Origin of the sequence: Streptomyces sp. NPDC097617, assembly GCF_044761485.1 — a bacterium.
Lineage (GTDB): Bacteria > Actinomycetota > Actinomycetes > Streptomycetales > Streptomycetaceae > Streptomyces.
In genome coordinates this window covers 162,698-179,751 of record NZ_JBIWCL010000011.1, presented here as the reverse complement: position 1 = coordinate 179,751, position 17,054 = coordinate 162,698, and the positions used below count along the sequence as shown (strand labels likewise).

General features: G+C 70.0%; 10 protein-coding genes. 3 read left to right on the top strand and 7 right to left on the bottom strand.

The window, feature by feature from the left end:
- Positions 1–195: 195 nt before the first annotated feature.
- The 5 genes from drmA to ACIQZO_RS19980 all read right to left on the bottom strand — a co-directional run bounded on the left by drmA (position 196) and on the right by ACIQZO_RS19980 (position 8,679).
- Positions 196–4,077, bottom strand: coding sequence for a DISARM system helicase DrmA (gene drmA, locus ACIQZO_RS20000; RefSeq protein ID WP_403627763.1), 3,882 nt, complete (start codon positions 4,075–4,077; stop codon positions 196–198).
- Positions 4,078–4,198: 121 nt separating this feature from the next.
- Positions 4,199–6,418 carry a hypothetical protein gene (locus ACIQZO_RS19995; protein WP_403627761.1) on the bottom strand — a complete coding sequence of 740 codons (2,220 nt, stop codon included), beginning with the start codon at positions 6,416–6,418 and terminating at the stop codon, positions 4,199–4,201.
- Positions 6,419–6,574: 156 nt separating this feature from the next.
- Positions 6,575–7,405 carry a hypothetical protein gene (locus ACIQZO_RS19990; protein ID WP_403627759.1) on the bottom strand — a complete coding sequence of 277 codons (831 nt, stop codon included), beginning with the start codon at positions 7,403–7,405 and terminating at the stop codon, positions 6,575–6,577.
- 252 nt (positions 7,406–7,657) lie between these two features.
- Positions 7,658–7,837, bottom strand: coding sequence for a DUF397 domain-containing protein (locus ACIQZO_RS19985; protein WP_403627757.1), 180 nt, complete (start codon positions 7,835–7,837; stop codon positions 7,658–7,660).
- Positions 7,837–8,679, bottom strand: coding sequence for a Scr1 family TA system antitoxin-like transcriptional regulator (locus ACIQZO_RS19980; RefSeq protein WP_403627755.1), 843 nt, complete (start codon positions 8,677–8,679; stop codon positions 7,837–7,839). The genes ACIQZO_RS19985 and ACIQZO_RS19980 overlap by 1 nt, the downstream gene beginning before the upstream one ends.
- 114 nt (positions 8,680–8,793) lie before the next feature.
- On the opposite strand from ACIQZO_RS19980, the gene ACIQZO_RS19975 reads away from it, so the two are divergent.
- The 3 genes from ACIQZO_RS19975 to ACIQZO_RS19965 are packed head-to-tail and all read left to right on the top strand — an operon-like array spanning position 8,794 to position 9,390.
- Positions 8,794–9,021 (top strand): hypothetical protein, encoded by a 228-nt coding sequence (locus ACIQZO_RS19975; protein ID WP_403627753.1) that lies wholly within the window; start codon positions 8,794–8,796, stop codon positions 9,019–9,021.
- The gene (locus ACIQZO_RS19970; protein ID WP_403627751.1) at positions 9,018–9,155 is read left to right on the top strand and encodes a hypothetical protein; all 138 of its coding nucleotides are present in this window, start codon (positions 9,018–9,020) and stop codon (positions 9,153–9,155) included. The genes ACIQZO_RS19975 and ACIQZO_RS19970 overlap by 4 nt, the downstream gene beginning before the upstream one ends.
- A gap of 10 nt (positions 9,156–9,165) precedes the next feature.
- On the top strand, positions 9,166–9,390 hold the full coding sequence (locus ACIQZO_RS19965) for a hypothetical protein (protein ID WP_403627749.1): 225 nt from the start codon (positions 9,166–9,168) through the stop codon (positions 9,388–9,390).
- Positions 9,391–9,424: 34 nt separating this feature from the next.
- Here ACIQZO_RS19965 and ACIQZO_RS19960 read toward each other — a convergent pair whose 3' ends face one another.
- Complete coding sequence (locus ACIQZO_RS19960; protein ID WP_403627747.1) at positions 9,425–13,654, bottom strand: Eco57I restriction-modification methylase domain-containing protein; 4,230 nt, start codon at positions 13,652–13,654, stop codon at positions 9,425–9,427.
- Complete coding sequence (drmD, locus tag ACIQZO_RS19955; RefSeq protein ID WP_403627745.1) at positions 13,651–16,914, bottom strand: DISARM system SNF2-like helicase DrmD; 3,264 nt, start codon at positions 16,912–16,914, stop codon at positions 13,651–13,653. The genes ACIQZO_RS19960 and drmD overlap by 4 nt, the downstream gene beginning before the upstream one ends.
- Between the last annotated feature and the right edge of the window lie 140 nt (positions 16,915–17,054).

Genomic DNA, 17,054 nt, shown 5'->3' with positions numbered 1-17,054 from the left:
TCAGGCCGTTGACGGCCCGCAGCAGCCGCGGCTCCTTCAGGTCCGCCCACTCGAACGCGTCGTACTGCCAGTCGTCGATCCCCCGCACCAGGACGGCGAAGTTGGGCAGGTCGACCAGAGCGCCCACACCGCCCGTGTACATCAGGTGGCTGGGGCGTACGGATCCGACCCGGCGCCGGTGCTGTGTCTTGTCCGTCATGCCTGTGCCTTCTTCCCCTGACGGCCTGCCTTGTCGGCCTTGCCGTCCAGTACGGCGCCCGTTTCGTCCCCCTCGGGCGAGTCCTCACCGTCGGAGCCGGCCTGAGCCGCCCCAGCCGCGTAGCTCCACGCGGGCGCCCCGCCGACCACGTCGTAGAGACCGGCCCCTGGCACGAGCAGGTTGATCTCGTTCTCCGTCTCACGCATCGACTGGGCGACGGTGAGCTCGTCCCAGGTGGCGCCGGTGGCCTTGTTGAGCAGTCCGCTGAGTCGCTGGCCCTGCCACGCCGCCTCCTCGTATCCGAGGCGGGCGGAGCCCTGCTTCTTGTGCGCCCAGGCGTCCTTGAGGACCTCGATGCGCTCCCCGAGGTACGTGCGGGCGCGCGGCCCGCCGACGGTCTCGGCGCGGGCCAGGAACCGCTCGGTGACCTGCTGTGCGACCGGGCCGTCGAGGTCGATGTCGTAGGCGTCGTGGTTGCGGGAGTGGGGCGTGGTCGCGTTGCGCACGGCGGCGATCCAGGCGGCCGCCGTCGTGCGGTCCAGGGACCGGCGGGCGAAGGGGGTGACGGAGAGGGCTTCGACCTGCCGGTAGAAGGTGGCGTGGTAGTGCCCGAAGTTCTCGAAGTGCGCCAGGTCCCGTGGCCGCGTCCAGTTGTAGAGCGCCACGACCAGTCCCGGGCGCTGGGCGTCGCGGCCCACGCGCGAGGACGCCTGGATGTACTCGGCCGTGTTCTTGGGCTGGCCGACGACCATCATGAGGCCGAAGCGGGAGACGTCGACCCCCACCTGGAGCATGGAGGTCGCGATCACCGCGTCGACCGCTCCCGTGCCCTCGTTGCGCAGTCCGAGCTTCGAGAAGTCGATGCGCTGCTTGTGCGCTCCGGCCGCGCGCAGTTCGTCGGCGACCGCCTGCCGCCGCACGGTGGTGTCCATGGACTCGTCGAAGGCGACCTCCAGGCGGGACAGCACCTCGGTGATGTCCGCGGAGGAGATGCGCGAGGTCAGCTCCTGGACGGACAGCATCTCCGTGCGGCGCAGGAGGCGGTTCGACAATCCCTTGCGGGCGCCGTGGATGCGTACGCGGGTGGCGATGTCGTCGTCGAGGAAGCGCCGCATGCCGGCGAGTTCCCGCGTGGCGTTGAAGTATCCGACCAGCGTCATGTAGGGGTCGGCGGGCTTGCCGTGCCGGTCGAAGAGGGTCTGACCGGCCAGGAAGAGGATTTCGGCGACCCTGATCTCGGCCTGCTTCATACGGACGCCGTGGGCACAGATGCCCAGGTAGCGACGCCCCGGCGCCTCCTTGGAGAGCTCGACCTGCTGGGAGAAGAACGTGTCGCCGATGTCGATGACCTGCGGGGGGAAGATCGCCGACTTCCGCGCGAAGACACCGCTGATCTGGTCCGCCGACCGCTTGGTCGTCGCCGTCGACGCCACGATCTTGGGGCCGACGCGGACGGTGGTGCCGTAGGCGTCCTGCGCCGGCCAGCCGCACAGCTCGTCGACGGCCGCCTCGAACAGGCCGACGGTCGTACCCAGCGCACCGGAGATCAGGTGGAGTTCGTCCTGGATGATCAGGTCCGGCGGGCGCAGTCGCGTCACCGGCTTGCTCTTCACGGCCGCGTGCTTGCCCTTGGCCTGGTGCTTGTCCCCGCACTTGATCCGGGTGTCGAGGTCCGCGTGCCGGTAGCCGTGCCGGGGGCAGAGGTCGGTGACCCGCCCGAACAGCATGCCCGCCTGACCGCGCCAGGGCAGCTGCGCCAGCTTGTCGACGGTGGCGATCAGCAGGCTGGGGGCCAGCCGGTAGATCTCCTCGTCCACCGTCAGGATGGGCATGCCCTCACCCGGTGAACGCCGCTGCGAGAACGGACAGGCCTGCTTGCCCTCGCCGTTGGGGCAGTAGAGCAGGATGCGGCGCAGGTCCTCGTCGGCATGCAGGTCGCGCTGGGCGCTCAGTGCGGAGCCGCACCAGGGGCAGGCCAGCGTCTGGAGGACCTTCGCGCCCTTTCCGTCTCCGGCGTCCTTGGCCTCGGCGATCTGCTTCCGGGCCTCGTCGAAACCGTTCGGGGAGACCGCGCCGCCCACCCAGAGGCCGATCCGGAAGGGGGTGGTCCCCCAGCGCACGTCGCCGCCGTCGTAGGCCTCGCGGCGCAGCACTTCCGCCGCGCAGACGAGCGCCGCGGCACGCTGGAACTGCTGGGCGGTCAGCAGCCGCAGGGTGTACCGCATCAGGACGGCGACACCGGCCTCGCCACTACGGGCGTCCTCCCCCGTGCCGATCGTCCCCTGGAGCCGGCGGATGGCGAAGGTGAAGGCCGCGAGCCCGAGGTAGGCCTCGGTCTTACCGCCGCCTGTCGGGAAGAACAGCAGGTCGACGATGCCGTCCGGGCCCGCCTCGCGCTCCTTCAGCGTCGGGTCGGCGAGCGCCCGGATGTTGAGGAGGACGAAGGCCAGCTGGAACGGGTACCACGACGCGGCTTCCGCGCCCTTGGCGTCGATGCGCTTCTTGGCCTCCTGGAACGTGAGGCCCTCCCGCTCCCGCAGGGCCGCAATGGCGGTGTGCCGTCTCTGGAGGGCCATCGCCCGGTTGGCGAAGCGGAACGCTTCCAGCACCTCGGGGTGCTCGGGGTTCGAGAGCGCGTCCACGCCGAGGGCGATCCGGACGGCGACGTCACGGGCCTGACCCACCGCGTCGAGGGCACTGGTGCGCAGCGCCCCGGTCAGCTGCTCGGCCTGTGCCTCCCGCTCGTCGAGCCAGGCGCTGTAGCCGTCGGCGAGCGGAGCCAGGGCGTCGCTCAGCGCGGCCGGCGGGAGCACGGCGAGCTCGTCCATGGAGAGCTCGATGCCGTCGAGGTGCTGCGCATCCGCTCCTGACGGGGCGATCGTGGCCGGCACGTCGTGGACCGGCAGCCAGGTGGTCGTGAGGGCGTGGGCCCTGCGCTCCCCCTTGGCGAGGGTGACCGCCACGGCCACGTTGCGGCCCGCCGCGTGCTTCAGGTGGTTGCGGTAGAGCAACGTCAGGTGCTGCTCCTCCAGGTCGGCCGCTCCGAGAGCGTCCTGGGCTGCTTCCTCGGCCTCGTCCAGCGGATCGGAGATGGGCAGGAAGACCGGCGCCGTGCCGTCTGTGGCGGTGACGTGCAGTTCGGCCTGGAACAGCCAGGCCGCGTCCTTGGCCTGCTGGGGTTCGTCCTGCGCGTTGACGAGGGACAGTTCGACGACGCGGCTCGGTCCCGCGGCCCCCGGCCGGTTGCGTACGTCCGCGACCAGCCGGACACCGGGGGCGTCCTCCTGGTCGGCGGTGAGCGGCAGCACCAGGCGGGGCGCGCCGTCGACCGGGACGGTGACGAGCTTCCCCACCTGCTCCCGGGTCCAGGTGGACCGTGCGACGCCGTCGTCACCGAGGACCTGCGAACGGTGGTACTGCCCCCACCGGACCCGCACGGAGACGGCCGCCGCGTCGTCCGTTGCCGGGAGGGCGAACATCAGGCCCATCGACGAGGCCCACATGCGCCCCGCGTTCTGGGTGGTGAGCCGCTCCGGAAGCCCTTGGTCGGTGCCGTCGCCCTCGCCGTCGGAGTCGTCGAGGAGCTGCTCGTCGGCGGCGGCGAGGGTCGTGCTCAGGGCGCGCTTCGGCCCGATGCGCCCGACGAGGTACCGGTCGCGGGGGCCGGCGGCACGGTGGTCGAACTCCTCGTCCGGTCCGTCCCACGGGCCGAGCAGGTCCCGGCTGATGAGCTCACCCAGGTCGTCCCGGATCTCGTACGAGGACGCCGGAACGAGGTCCTGCGCCACCTCTCGGACCCGCTGGAGGATGTCCGCCTCCGTCGAACCGCTCGAACCACTCGTGCCGCCCGGGCCTTCGGCGCTCTTCCCCATCGCCATCAGTGCATCCCTCTTTCGTCCCTCGCGCGGTGCCCTCGCGGGCCCCTCCCCACAGCGCGGCCGACGCCGCCCGGACCGTGACAGCCGGCCGTGATCCCGATGCTAGCGAGCGCCTCCGACATCAGAATGCCGGTACCGCCCCGGGCAGGGCTTGTTCGAGCAGTTCACCGATGTCCTTGTCCCCACGCTCGGCCAGCCGCTCCAGCAGGGCGGCGGCGTCCTGGCCCGGCTCCATCCCGATGCGCCGCGCGATGACCTCGACCGCCTCCGCCGGGGTCACCGGGGCCGTCCAGCCGGTGAGCCGAACCGCTCCGGCCTCGGGGCCGAGTCCGTCTGCCGGTGCGGGCAGCCGCAGCGCATTGAGGTGGCCGTCGGTCACGTTGAAGAAGACCTGGTCGCCGGCCGTCGCCCCGATGTGCTCCAGCAGCGGCTTCACCGAGCCGAAGGCGGGCTGGGCGCGCCAGGTGAGCGAGGTCTCCCCGGCCTCGTGGCCCAGTGGGACCGCTTCGCGGTGAGGGGCGCCGCCGATGTGTGCGGCCCAGCCGGCGGGCACCGGGAAGCCGGAGCCGCGCAGGTGGTCGCCTGTCACTTCCATGCGGTACCACCAGCGCCCGTCGGCTCCGACGAAGCAACGTCGCGTACCGGCGACGTCGTTGCGCGGCACGTACGGTGCGTCCAGGTCGCTCGTCTGGTCGGCTACACGGACCCAGCCGCGGCGGGTACGGGCGAACCCGGGTCCGGCGAGGTTGGTGCGTACCGATGCCGCCGACACGTCGAAGCGGGAGCTGATGGCCTCGGCGATCGCGTTCACCTCGGCTTCTCCACCCGCGTTGGTGATCTCACGGGCGATCATCTCCCGGATGCCCAGGTACTCCTCGCCGCCCCACGCGCGCAGGCCGTACAGGTTCCGGTCGACCCGGAGGAAGCGTTCGTCGGTCCAGATCTGGTTGCGCATGCTGTTGATGGCGGTGCCGTCGGCCAGCTGCTCGTGGATGTCCTCCATGGACATCGGCTTCCCGTACAGGCCGAGCACGGCGGCGGCCCGGTCGTTGAGCGAACGCCCCCAGTACAGCAGCCGCCCCTCCCGGATCTGGAAGCGTCCGATGTCGGCCGCCCAGTCGGCGAGCACCTCGCCCCGGACTCCGTAGCGCAACCCGAGGGCCACCGCCTCGTCCCAGGCAAGCGGGGTGTCCCCGCAGGCCGCGAGCAGGTCCTCCTGCATGACCGCCCGCAGCGCGGCCGCGTCGCCCTGCACGATCCAGGTCCCGACGAGCGTCCCTCCGGGCAGCAGCCGCGCAACGATGTCCCCGAGGGGGACACCCACCGCCTCTACGGGGCGGGCGTGGTCCGGGTGCAGGGCGTGCACCTCGGCGACCCGGCCCACGGTGCCGAGCTGTTCGGCGACGGCGGCCAGGTGCCCGGCGAAGGCACGGCCTTCAGCATCGGCCGAGAGCCACCGCCGGACGGAGCCCATGACGGTGCGCTCCAACTGCCGCACCCGCTCCCGACTGACGGAGAACCGCTCGCCCAGGCCCTGAAGCTTCACCGGCTCGTCGGTGAACGTCCGCTGCCCGGCGATCACCAGGGCCCGCTCGTCCCAGCCGCCGACCAGCCGTGTGAAGGCGGCGAGCGGCTCGGCCATCAGCACGGGGGCGGGCGGCGCGCTCACGTCGTCGCCGACATGCGGCTCCTCGGCGTCTTCGGCCGGGTCGTCCTCCTCGAACTCCGCACGGGGTGCCGGGATCTCTACCGCCGGGGCCTGATCCTCGGCCGCCTGGTCTTCGACGAGCTCGGGCACCGACACCGGCGAGGGCCCGTCCTCCGGCCCTTCCTCCAACCCCTGGAGCACGGCGAGCGCCGCCCACACCTCGGTCGGCGCGTCCGCCGGCAGCCACCGCGCGATCACGGCCACGGCATCCCGTACGCGTGCCCCCTCACTCTCTTCCCGAGGTACGCCGCGCTGGTGCAACCGGTCCAGGATTGACGCGAACGCCGCAGCCAGGACCCGGTCCCCGTCCACGACCCCGGGCCCGGCCTCCCGAGCGACCTGCGCCACCGTCCTCCCCGGCTCGACTCCGGGTGCACCGAGCAGCCGCAGTACGGGGATCACGTCCCCGAGCTCCGCATGCGGCCACAGCGACCGCAGGGCCTGCGCCACCTGGTGACTGAGAGCCTCGGCTCCGATGACGCGCTCTATCTCCATCAACGGAGTTGCATGCCACCAGCCGAGCGGCAGCCGAACGTCCTCCAGCCGGGCGGCGAGCAGATGCGGATCGGCGTAGCGGAGGGCGGGCAGGAGATCGGCCAGGGAGGTGGAGGCGTACGGCGCGGAAGATGTCATGGTCGGGCGACACTCCAGAGACGGGGGCAGGCGGCCACGGTCGGTGACTGACTCGCTCGACGTTACGGGCCCCCACTGACAGTCACCCCATGATCACCCACGCTGTGACCCCTGACCAGAGCAACAGTGCACATCCGTCAGGAGCGGGCGCGTTCCTCACGCAACGCAATGGTCCGGCGCCGGGCCGCAGTCCGCGCACAGGGCATCAGGGACATGGCTACGGAAGGCACGTTCGCATTCGTCGCACGTGATGAGGGGTGCGGGCCGTGGCCGATGCGGCTCGGGCGCGGACACCGGGAGAGGCGGCGGCAGGAGGGTGGTGAGCCGGTGTTCCAGGAAGCGGGGCGGGTGGTGGATGGGGACCGGTGCGGGCGGCAGGTTGGCGGTGAGGGTACGGGTGATCTGCTCAGGGGTCGCATGCCGAGCGAGCCACTCCTCGACGGCGGGCGTCAGCCGCTGGACGTCACGCACCGAGAGGATCAGACGGGCGTCGACGGCCCGCAGCCGGGCCAGGAGGTCCGCCGCCGGGCCTGCGGCCGGTGGCGGGAAGGGCTCGGGTTCGGGCTGGGGCGCGACCGGTACAAGCGGAGCTGGCGCGGCGGAAGGCACTGCGGCACAACCAGGCTTGTCGTAGGCGAGGGTGCGGGTCGCGAAACGGCCGCCACCGAGCGGAATCGTCCGACGCTCCAGATACCCCGCCGCCTCAAGCTCGTTGAGGGCCCGACGGATGGTGATCTCTCCCTCGCGGAAGCGGAGGGTGAGGGCCTTGGCCGTGACGCTGGCCCCGTCCGGAACGGACTGGATGTAGACGGCGAGTCCGATCGCAACGGCGGAGAGTTGCGGATGCTGGGCCAGATGATTGCCGACGACCGTGAACCGGTCGGTGTGGCGGTGGCGGAAGTGGATCACCCCGGCGCTGGGGGCGTCTGTGGGGATCGGATTCGCGGGGCGCGCGGGAGCGACCGCGTTAGACTGCGGATCAGCCATCGGGAAGGTCTCTTCTTCCGGATCGGTCAGGCCCTCGTCAGGATTGCCGTCCTGTCGGGGGCCGTCTGCGTCTATGGGGTTGTTGCGGCCGACCGTACCCCACCGGTCAGGGTCCCCGTCGTGCCCTTCACCCGATCGTGTGGCGACGGGAGTTGGACCACCGGGTTTGGTTGGGTGGGTTCTCTCCCATTCCTTAGAAGGGCGACGCGCCGCACCGGGGTCCAGGAATCCGCGCCCCGGTTGCGGGCCGACCTACACCCCTCGGACGTGCTGCACGAAGGCACTCCAGGCGGCGTCCCCGACGAGGATCACGGGACCGGCGGGCACCTTGCTGTCCCGGACAGGGACGGCGCCGGGGCTGCCGTCGGCGACCTCTAGGCAGTCACCGTTGGCCGCATTGCTGTAACTGCTCTTGTGCCACCGTATGTTCATCAACGGTCCTTGGGTGACATGCACGGATACCGCTCCTCCATAGCCGTGCGGATGAGGTCCGCAGACTCAATCGGGGACAACGCGTTGGCCTGGAGGCGATCGTAAAGGACCGATCGTCGCAGGACTTCGTCCGTTTCTTCGATGAGCCGTCCATAGACAATCCCCTCCTCGTAGGCAACTTCACCACCATCGGGCAGGGTCAGCAGCGAGAAGGAACCTCCCATGGCAGCGGGATCCACGCTGTTGAAGGGAAGCACCTGTAAGTGCACACGTGGCAACTGCCCCAGGTGCAGCAGGTGGGCCAACTGTTCGCGCATCACGTGGCGTCCGCCAACGATCCAATGGAGCGCAACCTCATCCAGGATGAACCACATCCACGGAGGAGCATCCCGGCGCAGAATGGCCTGCCGACGGAGCCTGGCGGCAACCTTGTCTTCGGTATCTCCGTCGTCGTAGATCTGGCCAGCGCCAAGCACCGCTCGCGCGTAAGCCTCGGTCTGCGCGAGCCCGGGGATGACCTGCGAGAACTTGCGCATCATGATCGCCTTGGCCTCGCAGGCCATGAACTTCTGTACCCAGTCAGGGAACGGGGTCCGGCGCACATGACCCCAGAGGTCGATCAAGTCACCACCGGCATCGAGCAGCACGTCCAACTTGCTGTTGACGTCCTCGGGAGGGACCTCGTTACCCAGTTCGAACTGGGCGATCCGGCTGTGCGCAATGGGGATCTTGTCGCCGAGCTGGCGCTGCGTGAGCCCGGCGCGGATACGGAGCTTGCGCAGCTTCGCACCGTAGAGCGCGACGAGGGAGGCGCTTGGGTCGAGTTCCTTGGGGGCGGGCACTGGCGACTCCCGTTTTCGTTCCGATGCTCCGAAAACCGTTACCCCTGGTGAGCGTAGCGCTACGCCTCCATGCTCATCGCTGAAAGACAGTGATCGGCAAGGAGGCAGGCGGACATGGATACGGGCAAGCGCGAGCGCTCGTCGGACAAGGCGCGGGAGGCGGAGGCGGCACGGGACGAGCTGCGCGAGGCGTTGGCGGGGGTGGACATCGTGTTGCCGTCGCTCGGGGTGGATCTGGTGTCCCTGACGAGCGACTACCTGTCGCCGCTGGTGGAACTCGGTTGCTGCCGGGCCGATGTGGCATGGAAGTTGGCGACGGCCCTGAGGAAGTGCGCGCAGTGACCGAGGAGTCGGCGCCGGATCCGGAGGACGAGGCTGACTCGACCGAAGACGCCACGGCCGGCGCCGTACACCACGAGGTACTGCTGGCCAAGGTCCGCGAGGCCAACAAGCGCAGCCTTGCGCCTCGGCGGTAGGGGAATGGGCGTGCAGCGCGTGATGCAGACCCTGGAGGTCATGCCCGATGGGGTGCGGCGAGGGGATGTGATCGCCGTGGGCGGGATCCCACACCGGGTGCGGGATGTAAGGGAGTTGCGGGGGCGGCGGAAACGGCTGGAGTTCGAGGACGGGAACATCTTCGTTCTGGGCCCGTGGGTCGCGGTCAAGGTCTCCCGCGACCGGAACGCCGGCGGCGGACCGGCACGCCACTGACGCTGACCGGCCCACCGCTCCCTCGTCCTCGCACTCAGAACAGGCTCGGCGGCTCCTCCACCGGAGGCTTCGGCTTCCGCTGGACAGGGGCCGCCGCCTTCTTCTTGGCGCCCTTCTTGTCGTGCAGACCGGCGGCAACTTCGGCCGCGTAACGCCGCTGGTTCTCTTCGAGTAGCCGGTCGAGAATTTCCTGCCGGACAACCGGCCCGACGGTGTAGCGGGGCCCCTGCCGGGTGTCGTGGAACCCGTGGTCGAGCCCACCAGGTTGAACCAGTAGGTCATCCCAGCCGTAGGCCCGGGCCACCTCCTCATCGATCGCGCGGTGCATTTCACGGAGTTCCATGATGTCCCCGTCCGTGCAGCTCTCATCGTGGACGAGGTTGTACATGGCAGTAAGGCCCGTGCGACGCTCACGCATCAACGCTTGACGGCGATCAGTCAAGACGTCGCCGAGATACTCAAGGAGATCATTTTCTCCAGGTTGCGGAAGAGTCTCGAAGCACCGCTCTGGCGCATACGTGGCCGTACCCGCTCCCCCATGAGTCGTCTTCTGACGATCCGCCCACCAGTAGTGCACGGCACTCGACATGAACGCCAGAAACGCCCCCGATTCCCTGGCAATCACCACAAGCTTCTCGTGAAACACCTGGCCGTTTGGAACGAAAATCGGCATGAGAGTGTCACTGACACGCGCAATCACCAGCACCCGTTCAAGACCAGAGATCGCCCTTACGAGTCCCGGCCGCTTATCCGCGTAGTGCCAGTATCGCTGCGGGAGGGGATTCCGTAGCACAAAAGAACCATCAGGTTTGCGGCGCTGCCGCTCTTCCTTGACTTCCCGCTCAATGATCTCAAATACATCCTTGTACTGCCGAGACTTCTCTTCGCTCCAGTCGTAGAAATTGATCACCCATCGACTGGCAGAGGCGTCTGGGCGCGAGTTGAGGTCCTGGCCACTAAGATACGGGGACAGCACGTGGCAATTAATCTCGTCTCGCGCAATCAAATTCTGCGCTGCGTCAGGGTCCAGGGTGAACCCCAGCCCCAGGACGATCGCCCCCTGGAATGCGACCCCTTGGTTCTCCGCTAGGCGCCACGCAGTACCCGTCACTCGCGTTGCAGCATCAAGAGCGGTAGTGATCTTACCTACCGCTTCCCCGTCCGCGATGCGCTGGCCAGCTTCATCAACCTCTGCCCAACTCGTCCAGACCGCGCAGTACTCCAACACTGCGCTCCGAGACGGCCACGGCGCACTCTTCACCGACTGCCGGATCGTCACGCCATCTGCCACTATCTGATCAAGTCCGACTTCCCTGCTGTCACCCTGCGCAAGCGTATTCGTGGCGATCAGCCCCGTCTGGCCACTCTCGTTGAGCAACTCATGCACCCGCAGCAAGAAATACGCCACTAGGTCGGCGCTGCCCCGTGCTCCGCGCCCCAGCTCACCAACCAAGTATTCTCGGTATGCCTCGCCGAGCGCACCCGTAAGCTTCTTGCCACCCAGGAACGGCGGATTGCCCACCACCGCATCAAACCCGCCTCGCTCGTCCCAGACTTCCGGGAACACCAGCGGCAAATGAACGGGCTCTCGCTCGAACGCTCCGGTCGGCTTCCCGGTAGCCAGCCAATCCCGCGCCAGCGTCTCCGCAAGCCGCAGCTCGGCGGCGGCCAGCTGCTCGTCATCCGCCGCGTCGGACACCGCATGGGCCGCCGTCACCGCGGCGAACGACAGCTGGTCCTGATCCGACCCGCTCCGCCCCGCACCGGCCAGCGCCGCGCCCACCACCAAGTCCGCGAAAACGCTCGCCTGGCGGGTCTTCTCCCTCACAGAGGCCAGCATGGCGCGCTTCTGCTCCAGCTCCTCCAAGCCTGTGCCCGGGATGCCGGCGAGCTTCCGCCGCTCCTCCGCGACCTCCGCGATGACCCGCCGCACGCCCCCCGTGAAGTCGATGCCGTCCCCGTGAATCCGGCGGCCCCGCACCGGATCCAGGTGCATCGCCTCCAGCTGCTCCACCGACGTAATACCGAGCAGCGAGTCGCCCGCCACCAGGCGGTCGTCCAGGAACGTGAAGGGACGATCCCGGTCCATCGAGACCAGCCACAGCGACAGCTTCGCCATCTCCACGGCCATCGGGTTGATGTCCACGCCGTACAGGCAGTGTTCGATGATCTGGCGACGCGCCTCCACCATCACCGGCTCGGCCTCGGCCTCCACCGCCGACGCGGACAGGGAGTCCGCCGCCTCCAGGTAGGCGACCGCCCGCGCGTCGCCCTCCCGGCTCCACGCCTCCACCAGCGCGCCCGCCAGGTACCGGCATGCCGCCACCAGGAACGCCGCCGAGCCCATCGCGATGTCCGCGACCTTCAGCTTCAGGATCTCGGTCGAAGCCTTCGGCCGCCACTGGGTGCGGTCCGCCGTCTGGAGCGGGCCGTACTCGTAGACCAGCGGCTCCAGCGCGCCGTCCGCGACCTGCTGTGCCAGGGACTTCGGCGTGTAGTGCGTACCGGTGTTCTTCCGGAGCGAGGACTCCGTGACGTACAGCCCGCCCGCGCCGATCACCACCGGCAGGTCCCGGAGGTCACGCCGGATCAGACGGTAGAACGGCAGTAGCCGTTCCGTCAGTTCGGCGTCGCTGCCCGTTGCCGCCAGCAGCTTGCTCCGCGCCGCAGCCCGCTCCACGTCACTCAGCGGCTCCAGCAGCTTCGTCACCTTGGCCGGACTGCCCAGCCCCGTCGTCTTGTTGTACTCCTCAGCCAGCGCCGCGCCCAGCCCCTCGCCCTCCGTACGGGCCAGCGCCTCCAGCCGGGTCAGCAGCACCTCCGCCTCCAGGCCCGCCTTGCCGACGAGACCCACGATGGTGTCCTCCGCCCGGCGGCCCTGGTAGGAGAGGAGACCCTCGTACACGTAGCCGATCTGCTCGACGTCCAGCGTCCGGAAGGTCAGCCGGCGCCGCTCCCGCTTCTTGCCCGTGCCGATCCAGACGTGCTGCACCGACTGGAGCATGTGCAGGACGGTCCGGTCGTCGATGGGCAGCGGGTCCGTCGGGTCACCGTCGGCCGTACCCCGACCCTCCAGCCACGGGAAGGAGTTCGGGTCGAAGATCGAGCCGTCGTACGCGTGCATGCGCAGCGCCGGGTGGTCCACTCCCCCGTACACCGCGTTGAACAGCGCGATGAGCCGGTGCCAGCCCACCCCGGTCTGTTCCAGGTCGTCCTCGGTGGTCTCCCGGGCCCGGTCCTCCAGCTCCTGACAGAGCCGCCCAGCCGAATACGCCTGTACGTACAGCTCGTTGTCGCTCGGCAGCAGCCCGCGCTCCTCGGCGAAGAGGAGGAAGACGACCCGCATCATGACGGCGACGGCGCCCCGGTAGACGTCCTGGGCCGGTACGTCGGCCAGGCCGTTGCCGCCCCGCGCGCGCTCGGTGACGTCGGCGCGGCCGATGGCCTCCACCAGCAGTTCGACGGCCTGGCGGACCTGCACGCCGAGGGCGTCGGTGACGTCCTCCTGGCTGTCCAGGGACTCCTTCAGCAGCGGCAGCAGCATCTCGGCGTCCTCGACGGCGAAGAAGCGGCGACGGCTGAGCAGCGACAGGAAGGCGCGCACGACGACCCGCTCGACCGGCTCGGTCCAGGCGACCGAGTCGAAGAGCGCCGACGTGGTGACGCCGCCGCGCGGCGCCCACACCAGCGTCCACCAGCGGCCGTCCGTCACCAGGCCGAGCTCCACCCCGTGGTGGCGGCACAGGTGGGCCATGCGGTCGACGGGGGTGGCCGCCCAGGCCGAGCCGGGCACGCGCTGAGAGGGGTGTTGGCCCGCAGGGACGGTCATGCCGAGGATGGCGCAGTCGGCGACCAGACCGGCCCTGTCCTCGGCCGCGCTGCCCGGTTCGAGCAGCGCGAAGGTGGGGGCGATCCGCTCCTCGTGCTCGGGGACGTCCACGGCGAGTGCCTCGGAGAGCGCCGCGCCCTGGCGCAGCGCGTCGCCCCAGCCCAGGAGCTCGTTCAGGACGAAGTCCGTCCAGGCCTGCTGCCCGGCCGCCGGGTGGGACTGCCAGACCCCGTGCTCGTAGCGCAGCCGGGCCCGCAGCGGCTTGTCGATGGAGTCGAGCTGCGGCCAGGTCTTGAGCAGGACGGGCAGGGTCAGGAAGGGGCCGGACACGTCGACGAGGCTGAGCCAGTCCAGGTGGTCCTGCCGGCCGTCGGGGGCGGGGGCTCCGCTCCGGGTGCGTCCGCGGCCGGTGTTCGTACGGTGGGTGGTGCTCACTTCACGGCCTCCCGGCGGGGAACGACGAAGACGACGGCGACGGGGAACAGCAGGGCCTTGGGCCGGTCGTACCGGGCGGCGATCGCGGCGAGCTCGCGCTGCTTCTCGCTCTCCAGGGCGTCCCGGCGCTGTTCCCAGTTCTCCCGGTCCCGGCGCTGCTGCTCGACCTCGTCGAAGGCGAGCTCCAGCTGGCCTTCCTCCTCCTGCTCCGCGGGGTTGCCGATGGCCCGGCGCAGGGACTCGCGGAAGCGGTCGATCTGCGCGGTGATCCGCTCGGCCTCGTCACGGCGGCGGGTCTCCAGGCGGGTCTCCAGCGCGGTCTGGCGGTTGCGGGCCCGCCATTCCAGGGCCGTGACCAGGCCCTCGCTCACGTGCGGCCAGGCATCGGCGAGCCTGCCACGCAGGACCGGAGCGGCCTGGGTGGCGTGGTCGGCGAAGGCGTCGTCGAGGATCTCGCGGACCGTGGTGACCTTCTCCAGGCGGCTGAAGCGGGGCTGGCCGGCGCCGTCCGCCGCCCGGAGCCAGCCGCCCGCCTGGAGGACCTCCTCGTGCAGCCGGACACCGTCGGCACCGACGAGGACGAACCGGGCGAAGGCTCCGACGAGGGTCGTCTCCAGCTCCGGGTGATCGCTGATGACGGCGCTGACGCGGGCGAGGCCGGTCTGCTCCTTGTTCCACACGGCGGCGCGCAGCAACCGGGTGGACATCGCGACGAGGGGGTGCCCGAGGTGGGCGAGGACGACGTCGTCGCGGTCCTTGCCGTCGCGGTCCTTGAGGTTGGCCGCGTCGAAGGTGACCGGCCGCTGGATTTCGGGGCGCAGCTTGTCGGCGAGGCCGTGGGCGGCCCGCTCCCAGGAACCGGTGAGGGTGGGAACCTCGTAGAAGCCCTCGGCGCCGTCCTTGTCGTCGAGGGCGGGGCGGATGTCCTGCTGGCGGGCGAGCGGCAGGGCGGTGGAGACCACGCGGGCGATGCGTTCGGGGGTGAGGCCGAGGGCGGCCACCGTGCCCGCGACCTGCTCGCTCAGGCGCTGGGCCTGGGCCTGGGCATCGCGCTCGGCGGCGACGTTCCCACCGCCCTTCCTGGCCTTGCGGCCGGCGTAGACCTCGGCGCGCTCCACATCGAAGTCGCTGCCGAGGTCGCCGGTCATCCGGCGCTGCACGGCGTCGGCGAGGACGGCGTTGACCCTGCCGAGGTCCTCTTCCATGCGGGCGACCTTCACCGCGACCCGGGCCAGGAATTCGAGGTCGGCCTCGTAGGTGTCGGTGCTCTTCTCGTAGCCGCTGCCGACGAAGTGCACGACCTCGGGAGCGGTGCGCTGGCCGTAGCGGTCGATCCGGCCGATGCGCTGTTCCAGCTTGTTGGGGTTGAAGGGGATGTCGTAGTTGACCAGCCGGTGGCAGTGCCGCTGGAGGTCGATGCCCTCGCCGGCCGCGTCGGTGGCCAGCAGGATGCGTACGGGGTTCTCGGCGGGCTCGGCCTGGAACGCCAGGCGCAGTTGCTCCCGGTCCTCGGTCTTCAGACCGCCGTGCAGGAGGGCGACGCGGTCGCCGCCGAGGCCGTGGTCGCGCAGCAGGTTCTGGAGCCAGATCTGGGTGTCGCGGTACTCGGTGAAGACGACCACGCGCTCGTTGAGCCAGTGGCCGCCCTCGGCGGTCAGGCAGTTCGCCTTGAGGTAGGTGATGAGCTCGCGGGCCTTGGAGTCGGCCTGTGCCTGGTGCCGTTGGGCCCAGTCGCGCATCTGCTCCAGCAGGGCCGACTCGTCGCCGTCGGTGCTGGGCTGGAGGGTGGTGGCGCGGGCGATGGCGTCGTCCTCGGCCTCGGCGAGGGGCTCGTCGTCGTAGTCCGCGTAGTCGTCGAAGAAGGTCTCCTGCCAGTCCTCGACCTCCTCGGCCGCCTGCTGCTTCTTGGTGCGCAGCGTCTCCAGGTAGACGGCGATGGTGCGGGCGAAGGCGTCGGGCGAGGAGAACAGCCGCTTCTTGAGCAGCAGGGTGACCAGGTCGGCCGCCTTGCGTCCGCCCTTGAAGCGGGTGCCGAGCTTGGCTCGGCGAAGCTGGGCGTACTCCTTCAGCAGGGCGTGGATGCGGCGCTCGTCCTGCGTGTACTCGACGGACAGCGACGTGGTCGAACGCTCCAGGAAGCGCCGCTCGCCCGTCTCCGGGTCACGGATGTCGGTCTTGAGGCGACGAACGACGGTGCCCTCGACGGCCTGGGGGTCCGGTTCGACGCCGCGTGCGAACCGCTGGTTGTCGATGATCTCCAGCAGGGCGGTGTACGACTGCTGGTAGCCGTTGTGCGGGGTGGCCGACAGGAACAGCCGGTGCTCGAAGTGCGGGGCGAGCCGGCGGATCAGCTTGGTCTGCTGGGAGTCGACGGGGTAGTACTGCTTGGGCGCGGAGGGCGCCACGTGGTGGGCCTCGTCGAGGATGAGCAGGTCGAAGGCCCGCTTGCCGGGGACGACCGCCTCCGTGTCCAGGGTGGGGAGCACCTCCGCGAGCAGCCGCTGGGCCTTCGGGCCGCGCAGCCAGGGCAGGCTCACGATGCACCGCGGATGGATGTTGAACGGGTTCGCGGCGCTGCCGTGGGTGCGGCGGACCTCGGCGGCCCGCTCCGAGTCGATGATCGTGAAGTCGAGGCCGAACTTCTCGGCCATCTCGTCGCGCCACTTCACGGTGAGGCCGGCCGGGCAGACGATCATGATCTTGTGGGCGCGGTTGCGGAGGATCAGCTCCAGCGCGACCAGGCCCGCCTCGATGGTCTTGCCGAGGCCGACGTCGTCCGCGAGGAGCAGATTCACGCGGGGCGCGGCCACGGCCCGGGAGACGGGTTCGAGCTGGTACGGCTCGACGGCGACGCCGGAACGGAACGGCGCCTGGAGGGTGCGTACGTCGGCGGAGGTGACCGCGGACCATCGGACGGCGTCCAGGAAGGCGGCCAGGCGCTCCGGCGGGTCGAAGCGGTCCGCGGCCACCTCGGGAAGGGAACCGGCGGGAAGGCGGCGGCGGCCGGGCTCGATCTCCCAGATGACGGAGAGGGTGTCGTTGTAGCGGCCGTCCTCGACGCTGTTGAGTGTGACGAGGGTGCCGGCCGAACTGATCGCCGGGGAAGCCGTGCCGTGATCGATGTCGGCCACGACCCAGCGCTGCCCCCGTACCTCGACGAGATCGCTGATCTCGGGGACGGCAGTGTGGTCCTGCGCGTCGGCGCGTCGGCGTACCGCCCGCTGCGCCACACCCGCCAGGTCGGTGGTCGGCGTCGTCATCGGGTTTCCGCCCCTCCATACCGCCCCGCCGGGGCGATTCACTTCAAACACAGTCATTCAAACACGTACGAAAGCCCGCGCAGCCACGTCCGCGGAACTTCGTGCACCGGCTGCGGCCGGCCCGTCACAGCACGTCGAAG